The sequence below is a fragment of the Micromonospora chokoriensis genome (assembly GCF_000718555.1).
GTDB lineage: Bacteria > Actinomycetota > Actinomycetes > Mycobacteriales > Micromonosporaceae > Micromonospora > Micromonospora chokoriensis_B.
Genome location: NZ_JOAN01000018.1, coordinates 107211 through 123884, shown reverse-complemented (window position 1 = coordinate 123884; position 16674 = coordinate 107211). Strand labels below are relative to the sequence as shown.

12 protein-coding genes are annotated in these 16674 nt (G+C 66.0%); 4 read left to right on the top strand and 8 right to left on the bottom strand.

What is annotated here, in order from left to right; translation table 11 throughout:
* Positions 1–42 precede the first annotated feature (42 nt).
* The 3 genes from IF46_RS0123830 to IF46_RS35780 are packed head-to-tail and all read left to right on the top strand — an operon-like array spanning position 43 to position 3496.
* Positions 43–2031: a GmrSD restriction endonuclease domain-containing protein gene (locus tag IF46_RS0123830; protein ID WP_030490599.1), complete on the top strand. Its 1989-nt coding sequence runs from the start codon at positions 43–45 to the stop codon at positions 2029–2031.
* A 33-nt stretch (positions 2032–2064) separates the two neighbouring features.
* Entirely contained in the window at positions 2065–3252 is a 1188-nt protein-coding gene (locus IF46_RS0123825) for a restriction endonuclease (RefSeq protein WP_030490598.1), read from the top strand.
* Between the two features lie 4 nt (positions 3253–3256).
* Positions 3257–3496 (top strand): DUF7662 domain-containing protein, encoded by a 240-nt coding sequence (locus IF46_RS35780; protein WP_030490597.1) that lies wholly within the window; start codon positions 3257–3259, stop codon positions 3494–3496.
* 60 nt (positions 3497–3556) lie between these two features.
* On the opposite strand, the gene IF46_RS0123815 is transcribed toward IF46_RS35780, so the two are convergent.
* From IF46_RS0123815 to IF46_RS32760, 4 genes are read right to left on the bottom strand one after another with little or no spacing between them, the layout of a single operon-like run.
* Entirely contained in the window at positions 3557–3886 is a 330-nt protein-coding gene (locus IF46_RS0123815) for a hypothetical protein (protein ID WP_030490596.1), read from the bottom strand.
* Positions 3887–3930: 44 nt separating this feature from the next.
* Entirely contained in the window at positions 3931–5148 is a 1218-nt protein-coding gene (locus IF46_RS33400; protein ID WP_157563398.1) for a WXG100 family type VII secretion target, read from the bottom strand.
* Positions 5149–5162: 14 nt separating this feature from the next.
* Positions 5163–5471: a type VII secretion target gene (locus tag IF46_RS32765; RefSeq protein ID WP_051724113.1), complete on the bottom strand. Its 309-nt coding sequence runs from the start codon at positions 5469–5471 to the stop codon at positions 5163–5165.
* A complete protein-coding gene (locus IF46_RS32760) occupies positions 5468–5878 on the bottom strand; it encodes a YbaB/EbfC family nucleoid-associated protein (RefSeq protein ID WP_157563395.1) in 411 nt (136 codons plus the stop codon). The genes IF46_RS32765 and IF46_RS32760 overlap by 4 nt, the downstream gene beginning before the upstream one ends.
* 255 nt (positions 5879–6133) lie before the next feature.
* Here IF46_RS32760 and IF46_RS33395 point away from each other — a divergent pair, with 255 nt between their 5' ends.
* Entirely contained in the window at positions 6134–7420 is a 1287-nt protein-coding gene (locus IF46_RS33395) for a protein NO VEIN domain-containing protein (RefSeq protein WP_084598016.1), read from the top strand.
* Positions 7421–7474: 54 nt separating this feature from the next.
* Here IF46_RS33395 and IF46_RS0123780 read toward each other — a convergent pair whose 3' ends face one another.
* The 4 genes from IF46_RS0123780 to pglX form a co-directional block, all read right to left on the bottom strand.
* Entirely contained in the window at positions 7475–10366 is a 2892-nt protein-coding gene (locus IF46_RS0123780) for a hypothetical protein (RefSeq protein WP_157563393.1), read from the bottom strand.
* 108 nt (positions 10367–10474) lie between these two features.
* A complete protein-coding gene (locus IF46_RS0123775) occupies positions 10475–11788 on the bottom strand; it encodes a hypothetical protein (protein WP_030490590.1) in 1314 nt (437 codons plus the stop codon).
* Between the two features lie 60 nt (positions 11789–11848).
* Positions 11849–13027 carry a hypothetical protein gene (locus IF46_RS0123770; protein ID WP_157563390.1) on the bottom strand — a complete coding sequence of 393 codons (1179 nt, stop codon included), beginning with the start codon at positions 13025–13027 and terminating at the stop codon, positions 11849–11851.
* Positions 13024–16602, bottom strand: a complete 3579-nt coding sequence (gene pglX / locus IF46_RS0123765; protein ID WP_030490588.1) for a BREX-2 system adenine-specific DNA-methyltransferase PglX — start codon at positions 16600–16602, stop codon at positions 13024–13026. Before pglX ends, IF46_RS0123770 begins: the two co-directional genes overlap by 4 nt.
* Positions 16603–16674 lie beyond the last annotated feature (72 nt).

Below are 16674 nucleotides of genomic sequence, written 5' to 3'. Positions count from 1 at the left end.
CTCGGTATTCCATAACCTTCGCGGGGATGAAGAGGTTGACTGATGCACGTCGACAGGATTGAGCGGTCCATCGGCAAACTGATCGACGAGATCTCGAGTGCCGAGATCCTGCTTCCTGAGATCCAGCGCGAATATGTCTGGAAGCCGACACAGGTCGCCAAGCTGATGGACTCCATCTACCGGGGCTACCCCTTCGGCTCGCTGCTGTTCTGGGAGACCGACGACGTCCCGGAGACCCGGGAGATGTTCGTCAGCGGACCTGAACGGGCGCCGTCGAAGCCGCCGCTCTTCCTTCTCGACGGCCAACAACGCCTGACGTCCCTGCACCGGGTGTTCAGTGACCACCCCGAGGCACAGGTCGTTTTTCATGTGGAGAACCAGAAATTCCAGAACCAGAGCGCGGCCACCCAGCGCGACCCGAAATGGGTGAAGGTGGCGGACGTGCTCGACCCGAAGGCGAGCATGTTGCGCCTGACCCAGCGGCTACTCGACGCGGGGTCCACTCTTGAGGATCACGAGATCGAGGATCGACTCGGCAAGATCAAGGAGCTGCGCAACCGGCGGTTCTTCATGGAGGTCCTCAAGGGCTTTCCGTACGAGGAGGTCGCGGAGATCTTCGTTCGGGTCAACAGCGGCGGCCGCCGTCTCGGCACCCTCGACCTGGCAATGGCGACCCTTTCCACGAGGTGGACGGGGGTGTTGACCAGACTGCAGCGCGAGTCGGAGCACTGGCTCCACCACGGCTACGGGCACATCGACGTCAACTTTCTTTCCCGGGCGCTGGCAGGTGTCGTCCTCGGACGTGGTCTGTCGGTGTGGTCCCACAGCAAGCTGCGGCAGACCGGCGACACGGAGCTTGAGCAGGGCTGGGAAGTGGTCAAGCGCGGCCTCCGGCGGCTGGTTCCGCTGCTGCAGACACACCTCAAGCTGACCCGGTCGGACCCGCTGCCCTCGATGATCGTGCTGATTCCACTGGTCGTGCTCCTCGGTGAGCGCACTGACGACACAGTCGACGAGGAAACCTCGAACGGGATCATCTACTGGCTTCTGCTCGCCACCATCCGGACCCGCTACAGCGGCTCCACCGACACCCGATTGAGCCAGGACATCCGGGCCGCTCGGCAGCCAGATCCGGTCCGGGCGCTGCTTGAGGGCCTCAACGTCGACAACTCTCGAGCTGAGGTGACCGAGCGAGCGCTGCGGGGTCGGACGAAGGAAAGCCCCTACTTCTTCCTCAGTTTACTCGTGTCCATGGCCGGAGGTGCCCGTGACTGGTGGTACGGCTCCGACATCCTTCCTGACACGGAGATGGCACCGAGGCTCGAGCACCACCACGTCCATCCGCTGTCGACCCTCGACGATCGCCGCTTCGACAAGGGCATGGTCAACGATCTCGCGAACCTGGTGTTCATCTCCGCCCAGGCCAACAAGAAGATCAACGGCCAGAGCCCGATCGAGTACTTCCCGAGCTTGGACGAGCACGAACTGCGGGCACACCTGGTGCCACTCGACGAGTCGCTGAGGGATCCGAATGGCTACCAGCGGTTCCTCAATGCCCGGCGTGCGCTCCTCGCAGAGGCCATGAACGGGCTCCTGGACCGATTCCGGCCGCCATTCCTCGATGAGGTACCCGTTGAGAACGCCGATCCAAGCGCCGGGCTCTCGCTTGATCTGGCCCTCTACGGCAGCATCCGCGACGGTGGCCGGATTGTCTTCACGGCGTCCGGCGACGGCATCTCCTGGGTGGGCTCGGCCAGCATGGCCGAACTGGACAGCGCCATCGAGTCAGCGCGGGTCGCGGGCATTGACAGCGACGTGACGATCGCTGGTGAGTCCACCCCGGTCGAAATGATCGAGGATTCGTTGCAGGTTCACATAGGGCCGTTTCTTGTCACCGGCACTCCAGAGGAGTGGCGCGGCGTCTTCGACCGGGAACTCGACACCTCCCAGCCACTCTCCGCGCTCCCCGGAATCGAGGCGAAGCAGTGGGACGGCGAACCCATCAAGTTCCCGATCACCAGCACGGACTGACCGGCACACCCACACCCCTTCGAAGGAGATCCGATGACGAAGGCATGGATCGTGCGGGCTGGCCGCGATGACAGCTACGACGCGCTCGCCCTTGACAAGAATCTGATCGCGGTCGGCTGGTCCAGCGCGGGAGACCTGACGAAGACCACGACCCACGCCGACATCCACGAGCGAGTCCAAGCCGCCTACCGGGAGGTCGAACGCCGTACGGTGGAGAACTACGCGATCCAGTTGCTCGCGTTCCGGTCGCGGATGTCCGAAGGCGATATTGTGCTGTACCTCCAGCGAACCAGCCCCGACGTTGCCGTTGGCCGCGTTACCGGTCCCTACGAGTACCGGACTGATCTACCCTCGGACATCCGCCACGTACGGCCCGTGCACTGGTCCCGCACCGACATCCCTCGGGCGTCCGTGGAGCGGGAAGTGCTCGCCCTCCCGTCGCTGACCACCGTCTACCGGATCAACCAGGCGGACAGCCTTACCCGACTCGAGCGGCTCCTCGGTCACAACCCGCCGACGGCGCCTCCCGAGGAGCCCGTCACCTCTGGTCCACCTGCTCAGGACGACGGCTCCAGTCCGTTCACGAACCTGCAGCGGAACCTGAACTACGCACGTAGTCTGGCCACCGCTGGCCAGCACCTGGATCAGCTCAAGGTGGGGTCGTTCGAGGTCTCGGACGTGTTCCGAGCTGCCTGGGTCCAGAGCGTCGCCGCATTGGACCACTGGGTCCGACAGGAGATCCGGAGCCGGATGCTCAGGTTGGTCGCGCAGCCCACGGCGCAGAAGCCCAAAGCCTTCGCCGCCTTTCAGATTTCGCTCGGCTTGGTCGAGCAGGTCCAGCTCGGCACGAAGACGCTCGTCGAAGCCCTAGATCAGCAGCTACGCGATCAGGGCCACCTCGTTTACCAGAATCCGGACAAGATTCGCGAGGGCTTTGCTCTCGTCCATGACGTCAAGGGCCTCTGGGATCGGGTAGCGCGGGTACTCACGGAGCAGAGCGGAGACGGGGTCACCTTCACCGGCAAAGACATCCAGGAACAACTCCGGCAAGCCGTGCAACGCCGCCACAAGATTGCCCACGAGTACGACGAGGATCCCGACGACACCAGCCGGAAGCGCCCCATCGACGGGCCTAGCACCACGCGGACGATCGACTACATCGAGCAGTTGGCCGCCGCGATGCTGGACGTCCTCAACACGCCCGAACCCGGCGCGGGGTGAGCCCATGGCCAAGTACGACGGTCTACACGAACACCTCCGACAACGTTCCGGGGATGTCGAGATGAGCTTCGAGGAGGTCTCGGGCCTGGTTCCGGGTGGCTTGCCCAGTTCGGCCCACCGCTATTCGGCCTGGTGGTCGAACGAGGACAGGACCCACTCGCAGTCCAGGTCGTGGAACGATGCTGGGTTCTCTGCTCACCCGGATATCGCCCGTCAGCGGGTCCACTTCGAGCCGCGGACCTGACCCCAAACTACGTGTCGTAAGAGGCTCTCTGAGGCATAGAACCCGAGCCCTTGTTGTACATCAGATTCGAGGATGAGCGTCCTCAACCCGTTCCGCTCCTACGTACGCGAGGAAGTCCACCTGCTCGGCACGATCCAGGGCCTCGAACGCGGCGTACGCCCTCGCCCGTGCATGTGCGGTCTCCGCAGCCAGCAGGCCAATGATCGCCGCCCAGGCGAGAGAGGCCAGGTGAAATGCACGGTCTTCGCGCAGGGCCGGTAGCCGGCTCAGCTGATCGAGCCGGGTGGCGGCATCGTCGTCGGAGCGCGCCCGGTCGACCAACTCGAACACCGCTTTGCCCCGGTAAGGGCCACCGCTCGCAGCCAGGTGCGCCAAGTCTGCGGTGGTCATTTGCCGCACCGGTGGGACCGGGAGATTCGGCGGGGGCGGTGCGGTCACGGATCAACTCCGAAGATTCTCGAATACTCTTCGCGGACTGCCTGGTTCAGGCGCTCGACCGACTCGTGGTCACCGATCGACGTGGCGTAGTCGATCTCCTTCTGGTACGCCCGTACCTCATTCTCATACCGCACGACCGGGTCTTCGAACCAGCCTCTCATGCCTGCCCAGCCGGCAGCCTGGTCGTCGCGCAGGTGCTGCATCTCGTGCAACAGCGCACCATACGATGCGTCCGGATCGAGGACGAGTTGGCCGGGGTGGCCCGGCCCGGGGGCGGGACCGTAGGCCAGCGCACCCGGGCGGAAGGTGATCTCGACATCCAGGGTCCGGGCCTCTTGGATCGCAGCCTCCCACTCCTCGGGGTGGGTCTGTCGCGCCGGGCCCCACTTACGAAGCGGATCGGCGTCGGCGTGAAACAGATGGGTGCCACGATCGAGCGCGTCTGGCCGCGCAGCTCCCCCCGGCGCGGTACCGCGGACAAGGGCCTTTAGATCCGCGATGAGCTGTTCGAGACGGCGCAGGATGGGCGCCAGCCGGCGCAGGCTCTCGATCAGCCCGTGGAGCAGTCGGGCGATCCGGGCTACCCACTTGCCGGCGAGAGCGGTCACCTGCGTGATCACCCAGGGGGTTGCCAGGCCCAGTGTCAGCCCCGCCTCGGCCAGCCACTCCCAGAGGCGCACCGCCAGCACTGACACGAACTCCGCGATGAGGTCACGGACCAGCCCACGGACCATGGCGACGAGCAACCCGGCTCCGGTGGTGATTTCCGCCATGGCATCCGCAGCCTTGGTGAGCGCGTTCATTGCGGCGAGTTGGCGGTCACTGTTCCTGCGGTACGCGTCGGAGGCGGCACCGCTCCAAGCCGGTATCTGGCTGCCGACCATCGCACTGAAGCTGGTGCCCGCCTCGGCTGCGGCCTTGGCCACGTTGCGCCAGGTCTGTGCGTACGCGGTGATCTGATCTGGGTCGCCGGCCAACTCGTCCAGCGCGTCGGACAAAGGTTTGACGTGCTCGATCAGCCAGCCCACACCCCACGCGACCAGTTGCCCGAGCGGATCCGTGACGAAGGCGAGGGCATCCATGGAGGTCGCCACACCGCCGATCGCGACGTCAATCCAGCCGCCGGAGGCGTAGCCCGCCATCAGCGCGTCGATGTCCTCCGCGATGAAGACACCACTGAACGCGGTCGTGCTGTCCTGGCGGGCGGCGATCAACGGGGATGGTTGGTTCACCACGTGACTCCGTCGAACCGGACGGCTGAGCGTTCGTCACCCCGCTCGTACCGGTGGGCGACCGTACGCAACCCGTCCGCCGCCTCCTGCAACGCCCGAACCGTCTCGCCGAAGCTGTCGATGGCAGCCTCTTGCGTTGGGTGAAGCAGGCTGGGTATCAGCTGGCACAACCGACCGTACGCATCGCGGCCCAACGCCACCGAGGACGCAGCGCGACGGCACTCGTCGACCGCGTCGGCGGTGTCGTCGACGGTGCTGGCGTGGACTCGCAGCGACTGAGCGTCGACTTCGAAGGCGCCGGTCACCAGCCATCCTGTCGCCGCCGGGAGCGATCATCGTCTGAACTCTCCGGTGGCTCGGGGAACCGCTCGGTGTAGCTGGCCGCCACAGCGCGGCCTGTCTCCGAGCCCTCGCCAACCGTCCGGGCTGCCACGTCAGCCACAGCCTCGGCGAGCTGGGCCTGCGCCCGCCGCATGGTGGTCATGACCTCCGCGGCGATCCGCGCAGCGGCCCAGCCCTGCACCCGATCGCTCAACCGCAGCTCGGTGACCACCCCGGTAGCGGCGACGGTGACCCTGACCGCGCCGTCGGCGCTGGTTGCGGAGGCGGACAACGCCGCCACAAGTCTCGACATCTCCTGCGCCTGGGCAGCACGTTCGCTTACCGAGGCCGACCATGAACGCACCCAGTTCTCAGCCGCGTCCGCATCCATCACCGCTGCTCGTCCTCGCCGTGAGCCTCGTGCATGCCGTGCCTCGTGCCGACACGGAAAACCCACCCTACCGAAAATGATCGTTGCTCAGCTGTCCCGTGAGGGCCTAACCGTCCGCGTCACGGCGCCAGCCAGGATGCATCTGCTCGATCACGAGCGCCAAATGAAGCTCCTTGTCGTCTGGATGGTCGTCAGTCGCGGCATCCTGACCGTTCCGAGGATGAGCGCGGATCGCGGTCGCAGGAGGATGGATCGATGCGAGCCGGAGACGCGGAATTCGACGCAGCTGTCGAAGCGACGATAGGACTGTTGCGCGAGGTCGCGAGACAGTCGCGTACCGAAGAGGATGCGCTGGTCACCTACCGCCAGTTAAGCGATCAGCTGGCCGAGCAGGGTTTGCACGTCCCCTATTACCAGGGGCCGATGCCACACATCCTTGAGGAAGCCTCCCTTCGGGAACATAGCTCAGGACGAGGGATGATCTCCGCGCTGGTCGTGCGGCAGGGGAAGAACGGCCAGCCGTCGCAGCCGTCCAGCGGCTTCTACCGGCTCGCTCGCAGAACGCCGTTCCAGCGTCGGGGCGGCAATCAGGAGATCTGGCACACCGAACTCCGTCAGCTACGCGCCGAGAACACCCGGCCGCAGAACCTTCCTGGCGAGCGAAGCGTGACCCTCGAGAGTCTCGGTGCGTGGATGGTCAAGTGCAACCCCGACAAGTGGGACCTCACCTCCTTCCTCGCCAGCGGAGAGGAGGTGATCACCAGCTGGTCGGTGGTACCGAACTACCGGGCCAGGATGATGGCGGACGGGCAGCGGGTCCTGTTCTGGGTGACTGGCCGCGACGGGACGTACCCGGAGCCCGGTCTGTGGGGTATCGGCACCGTGCTCGGTCCGATCTGGCAACAGGAGGTGGCTGGTACGGACCCAGGCCTCTGGCTTGACCAAGAACAACGTTGGCGTACTCAACACTTCGCGCCGGTGGACATTCGCCTCTTCGAACGGCCGATCCCCCGGCGGGCATTGAAGGACGACCCGCGGCTGGCCGGCATGGAGGTCTTCCGCCAGCCCCAGATGGGCAACCCGTTGTTCGTCAGTAATGAGGAGTTCAGCGTTATTGACGCCCTCGTGCCGCCGCAACCGCAGAACATCACGGTCAGCTCGTCCGGCGCGGGCTTCGGCAACCCGGTCACCAACGGCCTTGTGGAGGCGGCCGCGGTGGACGCCGTCCGCGCCCATTACGAGGCGTTGGGTTGGCAGGTGCAGGACGACAGTAAGCGCTGCTACGGCTGGGACATCACCTGCACATCGCCTTCTGGGACCGTGGATCGGGTGGAGGTCAAGGGTGTCAGCGGCTCGGCCCCGCGCATTCTCCTCACCCGGAACGAGCTTCGTTCCGCCAGGGAGGACCAGGGGTGGCGGCTGGCCGTCGTGACCAAAGCCCTCGTCGCACCCGAGTTGCAATTCTTCGACGCGGAGACGGCGGTCCTCGCGGCCGAGCCCATGGTGTTCCAGGTGGACCTTCGCCAGTCCCCGCCGGCGTAACTGCCACACACGTTTCCAATAGGGCGTCCAATTCCTACCCCAAGGCTTGTCCTGTTACCGGGCCCGCTGGTGCGGCTTGACGTAGGTGAGGCCGTCGGGGAGCCCTCGGTCCACGATTCGCGCCTCCCGCACCGCCTCGCGGTACGCGTCTTCCTGCTCTGGGGATGCCTTCGCGCCCGGCGGCAATCGCCGGAGGAATCCGGCCACCTCGTGCGGGCGTCGCTCTAAGGGCCCTTCGACCCCTGGGTCGTTTGTCATGGTCACCACCTCGACTCGCGGCCGGTAGCGCAGGAGCGGAACCCAAGGTTGCCTCGCCAGCGGCGGGTACCAGGGATGACCGAAGCTGTCTTGACTACCGGTGACCCGATCGAGGGTACGAGCGCGCAGGAGTCGCCGAACGGCGTCTGGGATACCGGCGGCGCGACGGGCGGGCAAACCCAGTCTCAGGCAGTTGTCCACCAGCGCATCCTCGGCGAGGATCGCTTCGCCGTCTTCGGTCAGATAGCCCAGCTTTCGTAGAGTGTGCAGTGCCCAGCCCGTGTCGGTGAGGTCCGGAACACGGTCGTACTGGTCGGCACCAGGCGCGTGCTGTCTGGTCACTACGTGCGGGTCGTACTCGTGGGTGAAGTAGACACCGTCGATTCGCTCAGGCATTGCTAGCGGGGTGGTGTCGCCGGTGACGAAGCCCTGCGTGAGGCGCCAGGTGAGAGTAATCAGCGTTCCTGGTGCCAGACCCGCCGGCCAGGTGACCCCGGCGAGTTCCCACTGGCCCCCACGCCGCCGTAGAGCGACGCGTTGCACCGGCTTATGCGACGTGTCCTCAGAGTCGTGGTTAAGGTACAGGCGGAGGTGCCGTCCGTCCTCGCGATCAGGCATCCGGCCATCGGGCAGAGGACACCACCTGTTGTCGAGGTGGACGCGGTGCAGGGCGACCCGCCATGACATCTCCACGCCCTGGCCACCGTTGGCGGTAAGCCATCGGGCTGCGCCGGCTTCGTCATCGGGCCCGACAAGCCGGCCTGGGGCCGAAGGCAGGAGCGCGCGGGTCGCCACGTCGGAACCGAGGAGCGACTCGTCCTGACGTCCGTCCGCTCGGCCATCGGTGCCCAGCGCCGCGAGCCGCGCCAATTCCTCTGCCCGCAGAGAGCCCTGGTGGCGCTGCTCGCAGGTGTCGATCGAGACAGCGATGCCATGCGGACGCTCGGCCACCTGCCGAAGCGATTCTAGTGTCCCTTCGGACAGCGGGGTGTCCACAGGGGTGTAGATATCGCCCGATCGCAGCGTCAGGTGGACGATGTTCACTGCCCTCAGGTGGCGACTGACGAGGCGCACGCTCGAGGCCGTCTCGCGGATCAGGAGGGCCGTGTTGCAGAGGGCGTGCACCATCTGATCCACGTCGTTGAGCGCGGCACCCGCTCCCTGCCCGTGACTACCGTCCCTCGCCAGCCACGCATAGCCGAAGGTGCCGTCGTCCGGCCCGGTCTGGCATTCCACGATGACGAGGCTCAGCTTCTTTTGGTCAGCGAAGTTCTTCAGCAGCTCTTCACAAGCGAAGAGCCCGTCGGAGGGCTGTTCGGTCTTTTCCCTCTCCGGCGGCTGCTGGGGCTCGCGTTTCGCGGGCTGTCGCGGCACCTCGACTACCGGGGCCTGGCTCATGCGCTCACGCACCACGTCCGCCACCGAAGCCGGGCAGCCTTCGAAGGGGTGAGCGGCATAAGCCGCAGGGCACGCGACCCGATGCTCCCTGCACGCTTCCGCCACGACCGCGCCGAGTCCGGAGTCCGCCTCGATCACCGCTTTGGTCGCTTCGGCGAGACAATCGGCGCGCAGCTTCCGCATCCCTTGAGTCCGGTACTTCCGGACAGCGCGAAGGTGGAGGTGGCCGACGATCAAACGAGCCTCAAGGCACCTGGCGCTTCCTCTGGCGTAAGCCTCCCCGCTGTGCTCAAGTTGGGCCCTCAACGCGGCCCTGGCGGGCGGAAGCGCGCTACGCAAATCCGACTCCACCGAATCCCGTACCCGCATCAGCGCGGACACGATCTCGTTGGCACAGCTCACCCACTGCTCTGCGACGGCCTCGTGCGCAAGGTTCGGATCGCAATCCAACCCGTTGACGTCGATAAACGCCTTGCGGGTGAATGCTGAGGGGTCCAGTCTGCACATCCGGCGCACTCCAGACGACAGTGACCGCCACTGCGAACCTTCGTGTTCATCGAGCCACCGCCAAACGTCTGTGGCCGGTCGCTCGAGCGCTCGCTCTCGGAGAGAGCGCCGCTTGAGGGCCTGGGCCAACGCTGCGGTGAAGCGGTCACCTGTCACGGCACGGACAACCGCCGTCTCCAGCGGCTCCGGTATAGCGGGCTCCGCATCCAGAGCAGCCCGCTCTCGCTGGTACTCGTCCTTGAAGGTCAAGCTTGCTGCCTGGCACGACTTCGCGAGAACGTCCCGAACACCGGTCAACTTTCGAGCTAGTTGGGCGTCGCCGGACACGTCGGCGACCCGCGCCTCGCTGTCGACCAGCAGCTCCGCGTAGCGCATGGCGGCGATCGAGGCCGAGCTACCAGCCCCTGCCTCGAGAATCGTCTGTTCCGCCGGCGCAAGCTTGCCGCCCTCGGCGATAGTGCGATGCAGCGACGCCAACCACATCATGTCCCGAGGCATCGGACTGGCGACCGGCTGCGGACGCGGTGGTGCGGCGGCGGGTATGGCTTCAGGTTTAAGCCCGCTCACAGCGACCGCATCAGCTCTCGCAGGGCTGTAGCACCGGATACAGAGCAGCTTTCCCCAGTCTCCGGACACCGTCACCACCGAGCTGGACATGCTCGTCTGCTGGCACTCGGAACACTGCAGGGTAATCGGCTGGTCGAGGAGGAACCGCTGCAACTCCCCCCGAGCCGGGTAGACCCGCGTGATGCGGAAGCGGGGAGACTTCTTTTTCGATGCCATCAAGCCTCCCGCAGCCGCCGGACTCGGTTGTGAAAGTCTGCTCGACCCTGAGCCGCATGAGAGGGGCAGACGCCGACTGAGCTGATCAATCCGCGCCGGCCACCCGGGTCAGGCAGCGACTGCAGGGAACACCACGAGCGATCCGTCGCTGCCTCGTTCGATCTCAATCGCGACGTCAGCCTGTTGGCTCCCCACGGCGAGCCCATCGCCCCAGGCTCGCAGGCGGTACGCCGCCTTGAGCAGCTCGTCGACCTCGCCCTGCGTGAACATGATGTTTCGGATGCCGCTGTGACGCTTCAGCTCCATCGACGACAGCCGAAGCAGAACCGAGTTGATGCCTGACTCCAACTCGTCGATGCGACGCTCATCCTCCTGCAGGCTTACGACAAAGCTCTTGAATGGGTTGTCCGCACCCGCCAGCTGGGCGTGCTCCACCGCTTGGAGCACGAGCACCCGGCGTTTGAGCGCGATGGCGAGTCGCGCCAGTTCCACGTGGGCGCGGAACGCACCGCCTTCTTCATTGATGCCGGGGAACGCCTTCGTCAACACGCCGAGTTCCGTCGGGCCATCGGGCAGCACCGCAAGCGCCTGCTGCCACTTCGAGAGCCGACGCTTGGTTCCCTCGATCGCTGTGTTGATCGCGTACGACGAGGAATCCAGCCCTAACGACAGGCCGACGCGGCCTTGGTCCAGGAGGACCGACGTCGCCTTGTCGATGGCGTCACGGCAACCGTCCAACGCGTTGCGTTCCCTCTCCAGGCTGTCTTCGTGTAACTGCTCCAGGAGGTCGGTGATTCGCTCGATAGCTTGCTGACGTTGGTGATCGGCGTAGGCGCTGACGCCGACCGCGACGGCCATCAACACCAGTGGCGCGGCCACCGTCAACGCTCCGGCACCGGCCGCAGCCACACCCGCAGTGGCGGCTGAGCCGGTCGCCGCCCCGGCAACAGCGGTCTTGCCGGCCACGGGCACGAATGTGGCCTGGGCTGCGATGCCGGTAGAGTTGACCAGTGCGCTGTGGATGCCTCCCGCAGATGCCCTTGATGCCATGGGTCGGACGAGTCCCTTACCGACCTGCGCGGCGACCTTCGCCGGCACCACCATTCGGTAAAGCACCTCACCTGAGGTGGCGACATTCAACGTCCGGGGCGCTGAACTCGCGGTCTGAGTGACGAGGTGCGACAGCTGCTGAGCGAGCGGGCTGGTCGCGTGCAGCGGAATCCCGCTGGCCCGGTCACGTCTGGCCGATATCGGGTGCGCTTCCAGCGTGGCGATGGGGGCGCCTGCGAGTGTCGCCAGGGCCGTTCTCAGCTCGCCGAGCCGGGCCGGCGTCATGCCATCGGCACCGAGCACGTCGGGCACACTCACCGGCTCCGTGGCGAGCGTCCACACCGGCACCTGCGCCGTGTCAACAGTGGTCACGTCTTGTTCCCTCCCCAAACTGACAGCACCATCGCCGCGGTGGCGACACCAACAGAATCCTCAGGGCGCGGATCGCAGACCGGTCGTCCAACCCGCTATGCCCTCGCCCTGGACCAGGACGACCTGGTTCTCAGCGCAGATGTCGAACCAGGCCTGGTCCGTGTATCTCGACACGACCAGCACGGGCGTCGCAGCGACTCCCCGCGTCGCCAGGCGGTGGCGGTATTCAAGGACCTGACCGAGGCCCAGCCGCAGCTGCTCCACCTCGTTGCCCCCGACCACGCTCTTCACCTCGGCGATGAACTGCCGCCCATCGGCATCAAGCCACGCCAGATCCACCAGTACGTCGTGCAGTCCCGCGCCAGCCCGTATGCCCTCGGCGTCGAGGTGGTCGATCAACGCCCGGCACAGCCGATCGTGCTCACTGACCCCGGCCCGGTAGGCGTTCGCGTCAAACGACCGCTGCACCGGTAGGTCGGCTGGCGCAGACGACCCGGCGTACTCCCGGTCGAAGCCCCGCTCCCCGCCGGTCTGGGCGGACGCCTTATCGGAGATCAGGGCCTCGGCGGCCCGCCAGGCGCGGCCGGCCACCTCGGGCCGGTACCGGCTCTCGAACGAAAACGGGCCGGCCGCCACCCAGGCGTTGAGCATCCGGGCGGCGGCCATCACGGGTGGCTGCCGGAGCAGCCACAGCGCCGTCTCGATGTCGGGGCAGGTGAAGAGCAACTTGTCCTCGGCGAGGGTCTTCGTCCGGTCCTCCCCCACGTCGACGCCGCGCCGTACCCACTCCTCCAGGTCCGCGATACCGGCGTCCATGGCCAGGCCGATCGGTACCGCAGACACCCGCAGCCACACTTCCTCGCCCGACTCGTACACGCCGAGGGTTTCCAGCACTCCGACGGTCAGCCGCAGTAGCGGCCCGTGGCCGTCGCTCACCCGCGACAGCAGCCAGTGCGTGCCGGCGGTCGGTGCCGCCTCGGGCACCGCCATCCGGGCCACCCATCCGGCGAGGGCCCAGGCGGCGCGCTGTGGCTCGTCCAGCCCGTCGGCCCAGTCACCGTCGAAGGCGGCCGGCGGTGGGTCGAGCGGCGCCGGCGCCGGGTCGGCGAACACCCACGCCGCGAGGTCGGCCGGCTCGGTGAGCTGCCACAGGCGGGAACGGCGGGCTGCCAGGATCCCGGTCAGCTCCTCGACGTCATCCGTCGACCACAAACCGGCCGGCACCGACTCGGTCGTCACGCCTTGGCCTTGCGGCCGCGGGTGGCTTTCGCCGGGCGCCACGACGTGAGCGCCTCATCAGTGAGGTGCAGGCGGTTGGTGGTCTCGGCGAGGAAGCCGTCGTAGATGTCCGCCGGCGAAGCGCCCCACTCCGGGTCGAACTCGCCGTGCCACTGGCGTACCCAGGGAAGGATCTCGCGCAGCCCCGCGACCAGCGGCAACAGCCGGTCGTCGGCCCAGCCGTCCTCCTGCTCGCGGGCCACGATCAGGGTGGCCAGGGCCTGGGCCTGCTCGCGGTGGTCCCAGCCGGCCCAACCGACCAGCAGCGACGGGTCACCGTCGCGGTTGGCACCGGGGTAGGAGACGAACCGCTCCTTGGGTACGTCGAGCTTGCCTCGGTGCTTCCAGAAGCTGCTCTTGAGGAAGTCCGCTGAGGTGTACTTCGGCGGCACCGGAATGCCCTTGCGGAACTCCCGCTTCGCCGCCTCGTCGGGCAGCGCGTCCTCCTGCCGCTGCAGGTCCCACACCTGCTCCCAGTCGGCGCGCTTGGCCAGGCCGGTGTCCTTGTAGCGCAGCGCGGCCAGGTGCGGCACATGATCGTCGGCGACCAGGCCGGCGATCACCTTGCCGAGATCCTGACCAGGTGCGTAGAGGTTGGCGACGGTGAGCACATCGGCGTCGCGGCGCAGCTCGTCGGCCAGCTGGGCGGTGGTCAGCGGGCGCGGCTGTTCGAGGCCGTCGACGTGCTGGTACCACAGCTCCCGCGCCTCGCACCGGTCGAGCAGCCAGTCGCGCAGCGCCTTCTGCTGCATGACGTCCCAGCCCTCGGTGGCCCAGCGCCGCTTGCACTCCGGCCGCTCGATCAACCCGATGTTGCGGTTGCCCTCGATGATCGCGATCCGCCGCTCCACGACCGCGCGGTACTCGTCCGACCAGTGCGGCGGCAGCTCCGTGATCGGCGTCGACTTGTGCCGAGCGAACCACTGCGTCTCGGCCTCACCGGCGGCCACCTTGCGAGCGAGCACGATCTCGAACGCCCGCTCTCCGAGACTGAGCATCGGCGGCCGGACCCTCTCCGGCGCGGTCAGATCCTCGTCCAGCAGCCCGTAGAGCGAGTAGACCTGCCAGTCCAACTCCTCCTGCAAGGAGATCATTTGGCCCCGTATGCCGTGCCACTCGTACGCGGCAGCGTTCAAACGCTCGCGGGTGGGCACCCCAGAACCCGCGGCCGCCGCCGGACTCACCGTGGCAAGCCGCTGCGCCAGGCCGTCGATCTCGCTGCTCAGTTCAAGGGGGTACGCAGGCGGCAGCGGAAACTCCTGCACTTTCGAGCCATTAAAGGCGAACCGATGTTCCCAGAACTCGTCGGAGATCCCGCCTCCTATTCCCCCGTTACCCTTGTCGAAACACATCTGCTTCAACCAAAAGCAGGCGACCGAACTGTTGAGTATCCCCAGCAGTTGCAGATGATCCGCCTCAGTAGACTTCTCCGACAACTTAATCACGGGAGCGGTACGGTTGAAGACCTTCCCACCTCGATCGAACACAAAGTGATTGTGGGTTGTGACCTCGCCAAGCGCGATACCGAGAGGCACTGCGAAGCGTTCCGGATGCCAACGGCTCCACTCGAACCAGGTCAGTCCAATCTGCTCGTGGGTCCCCCCTGGCTCCCGCCGGAGGGCGAGCAGGCTTCGGGTCAGCCAAAGCCTTCGGTGAAGCACTGGGTCGTGGAGCGATGCTTTTAGGTTGCGATCGTAGGGGAACATGGCCTCCGTGACAGGCGTTACCTGCCAGTCACGAACGGTATCGCCCTCTACCAGTTCCACCACCGAACCATCAGCAGCCCCGAAGCGAGTCAATGTGCCGATCGGCGCAAAGTAGCTCTCGTCGGCTCCCGTGTGAGTCACACGGCCCATGGCCTTTACGAGGTCACCGACTGTGGTCTTTCCCGCCGCTGCCAGCGCATCCATAACATGGGACGCCCCGCCACCCGTAAGGCTCATCGGGAACCTATGAAGCACCGCTCGCGGCAAATCGACAGAACTCACCCAGTCCGAATCCGTGCCTGGCTCATGCAATTGATTCATGATCGCAGTCCATACGAGGCCCTGGCCGGGATTTTCCGGAGCGTTTGGCTCCCCACGGATTCCAAGAATGGCGCGCACTTCCGCGGAACGATTATAGTTGCGATTCCGTCCCACTAGAATGACCGTCGGCGTACCGTGGCCTGGAATGTAAGCACCGGAAGCGTCGATTATGTAGGTGAGATCAACCTCTTGCGCAAAGAATCTCTCGATCAGCTGTTTGCCAAACTCACGCTTCATGAAAGAGTTAGCAGTAATTTGACCGACGTAGCCAGGCCGGGCATTATCATTGCCTCCCTGTTGGGCCAAGGCGAAGAAGCGCTGCGCGAAGGGCACCGAGAGCGCGTACTGCATGTGGCAGGCGCTGTAGATTTCTCGGTAAAGATCGTTAAGCCGCTTATCCTTCACCGTAATGTACGGCGGGTTCCCCACAACAACGTGGTAGCGGCCCTCCCGGAGAATGCCGGGGTGCTGATGGATGTTCTCGGTGGCATAACTGAAGTCTGCTACAGCATCCGTGGTGCTAAAAAGGTCGAGTTGACGGGCCTTGATGAGGGAGTCGCCCACTGCTAGGTGCATCGGGAAGGTGTAGCCGGCCGAGTCGGTCAGGGTCTTGACATCGCTGGCGCGGAGGGCGGAAACCAGGAGGCGGAAGCGGGCGATGGCTACCGCGAAGGGGTTGATGTCGACGCCGTGGACGGCGTCGAGGGCCAGGCGTACCCGCTCGTGGGGGTCGCGGTTGGGGGCGTGTTGCTCCCACTCCTTGAGGAGGCGGTGGAAGGCACCGAGGACGAAGTGGCCTGAGCCGCAGGTGGGGTCAATCATCTTGACCACGTCGTGGCCGAACTCAGCGATCGCCGGCGTGAGGGTCAGGTCGAGGATGAACTCCTCAACGAACTCCGGGGTCTGGAGCAGGGCGTAGGTCTTGCGGGCCGCCTCGGAGAGATCCTGGTAGAGGTCACCGAGGAAACGGGTGTCCCACTCCGGGTCCGTAAAGTCGTGCGCCAGGCCGCCCGTCTCGCTGCGGCGACGCCAGAAGGCGATCAGGTTCTTGGCCTCGTCGTGGGACAACGGGATCTGGTACAGCGGGTTGTGGCGCTTGTCGAAGAGCGACTTGCCGGCCTGGGTGCTGGCGATGGCGTTGTAGCCCTGGTGCAGCCAGTCGCGGAGGGTTTTGTCGGGCTGGTCGCGGAAGAACTGCGCCTCGGCTTCCTCGGCGAGGACCAGGCGGTCCCCCGGGCCAGCCAGATAGGGGTCCGGCAGCAGGCCGTTGTCCTCGCAGAAGCGTACGAAGACGGTACCGAGCACCCAGGCGACGGCTGCCTGGGTGACGCGCTCGTCCCGCCAGGCTGTCCAGGTGGCGGCGGTGCGCCCGACCTTGAAGGCGTGGTCGTACTCGCCACGCAGGCGGAGGCGCACCTCCTCGACCGACTCGGCCTGCTCTCGCAGGTCCTTTTCCAGGTTCTTGACCTGCTTCTGCAGGTCGGACAAGAGCAGTTTCCGGTCGATCACGCGCCGACTCTAGTCGTCCCGTGGACGGGACGGGGGTACCCAAAAGGCTCGTGTAGGTAGCCAGCCCGCTAC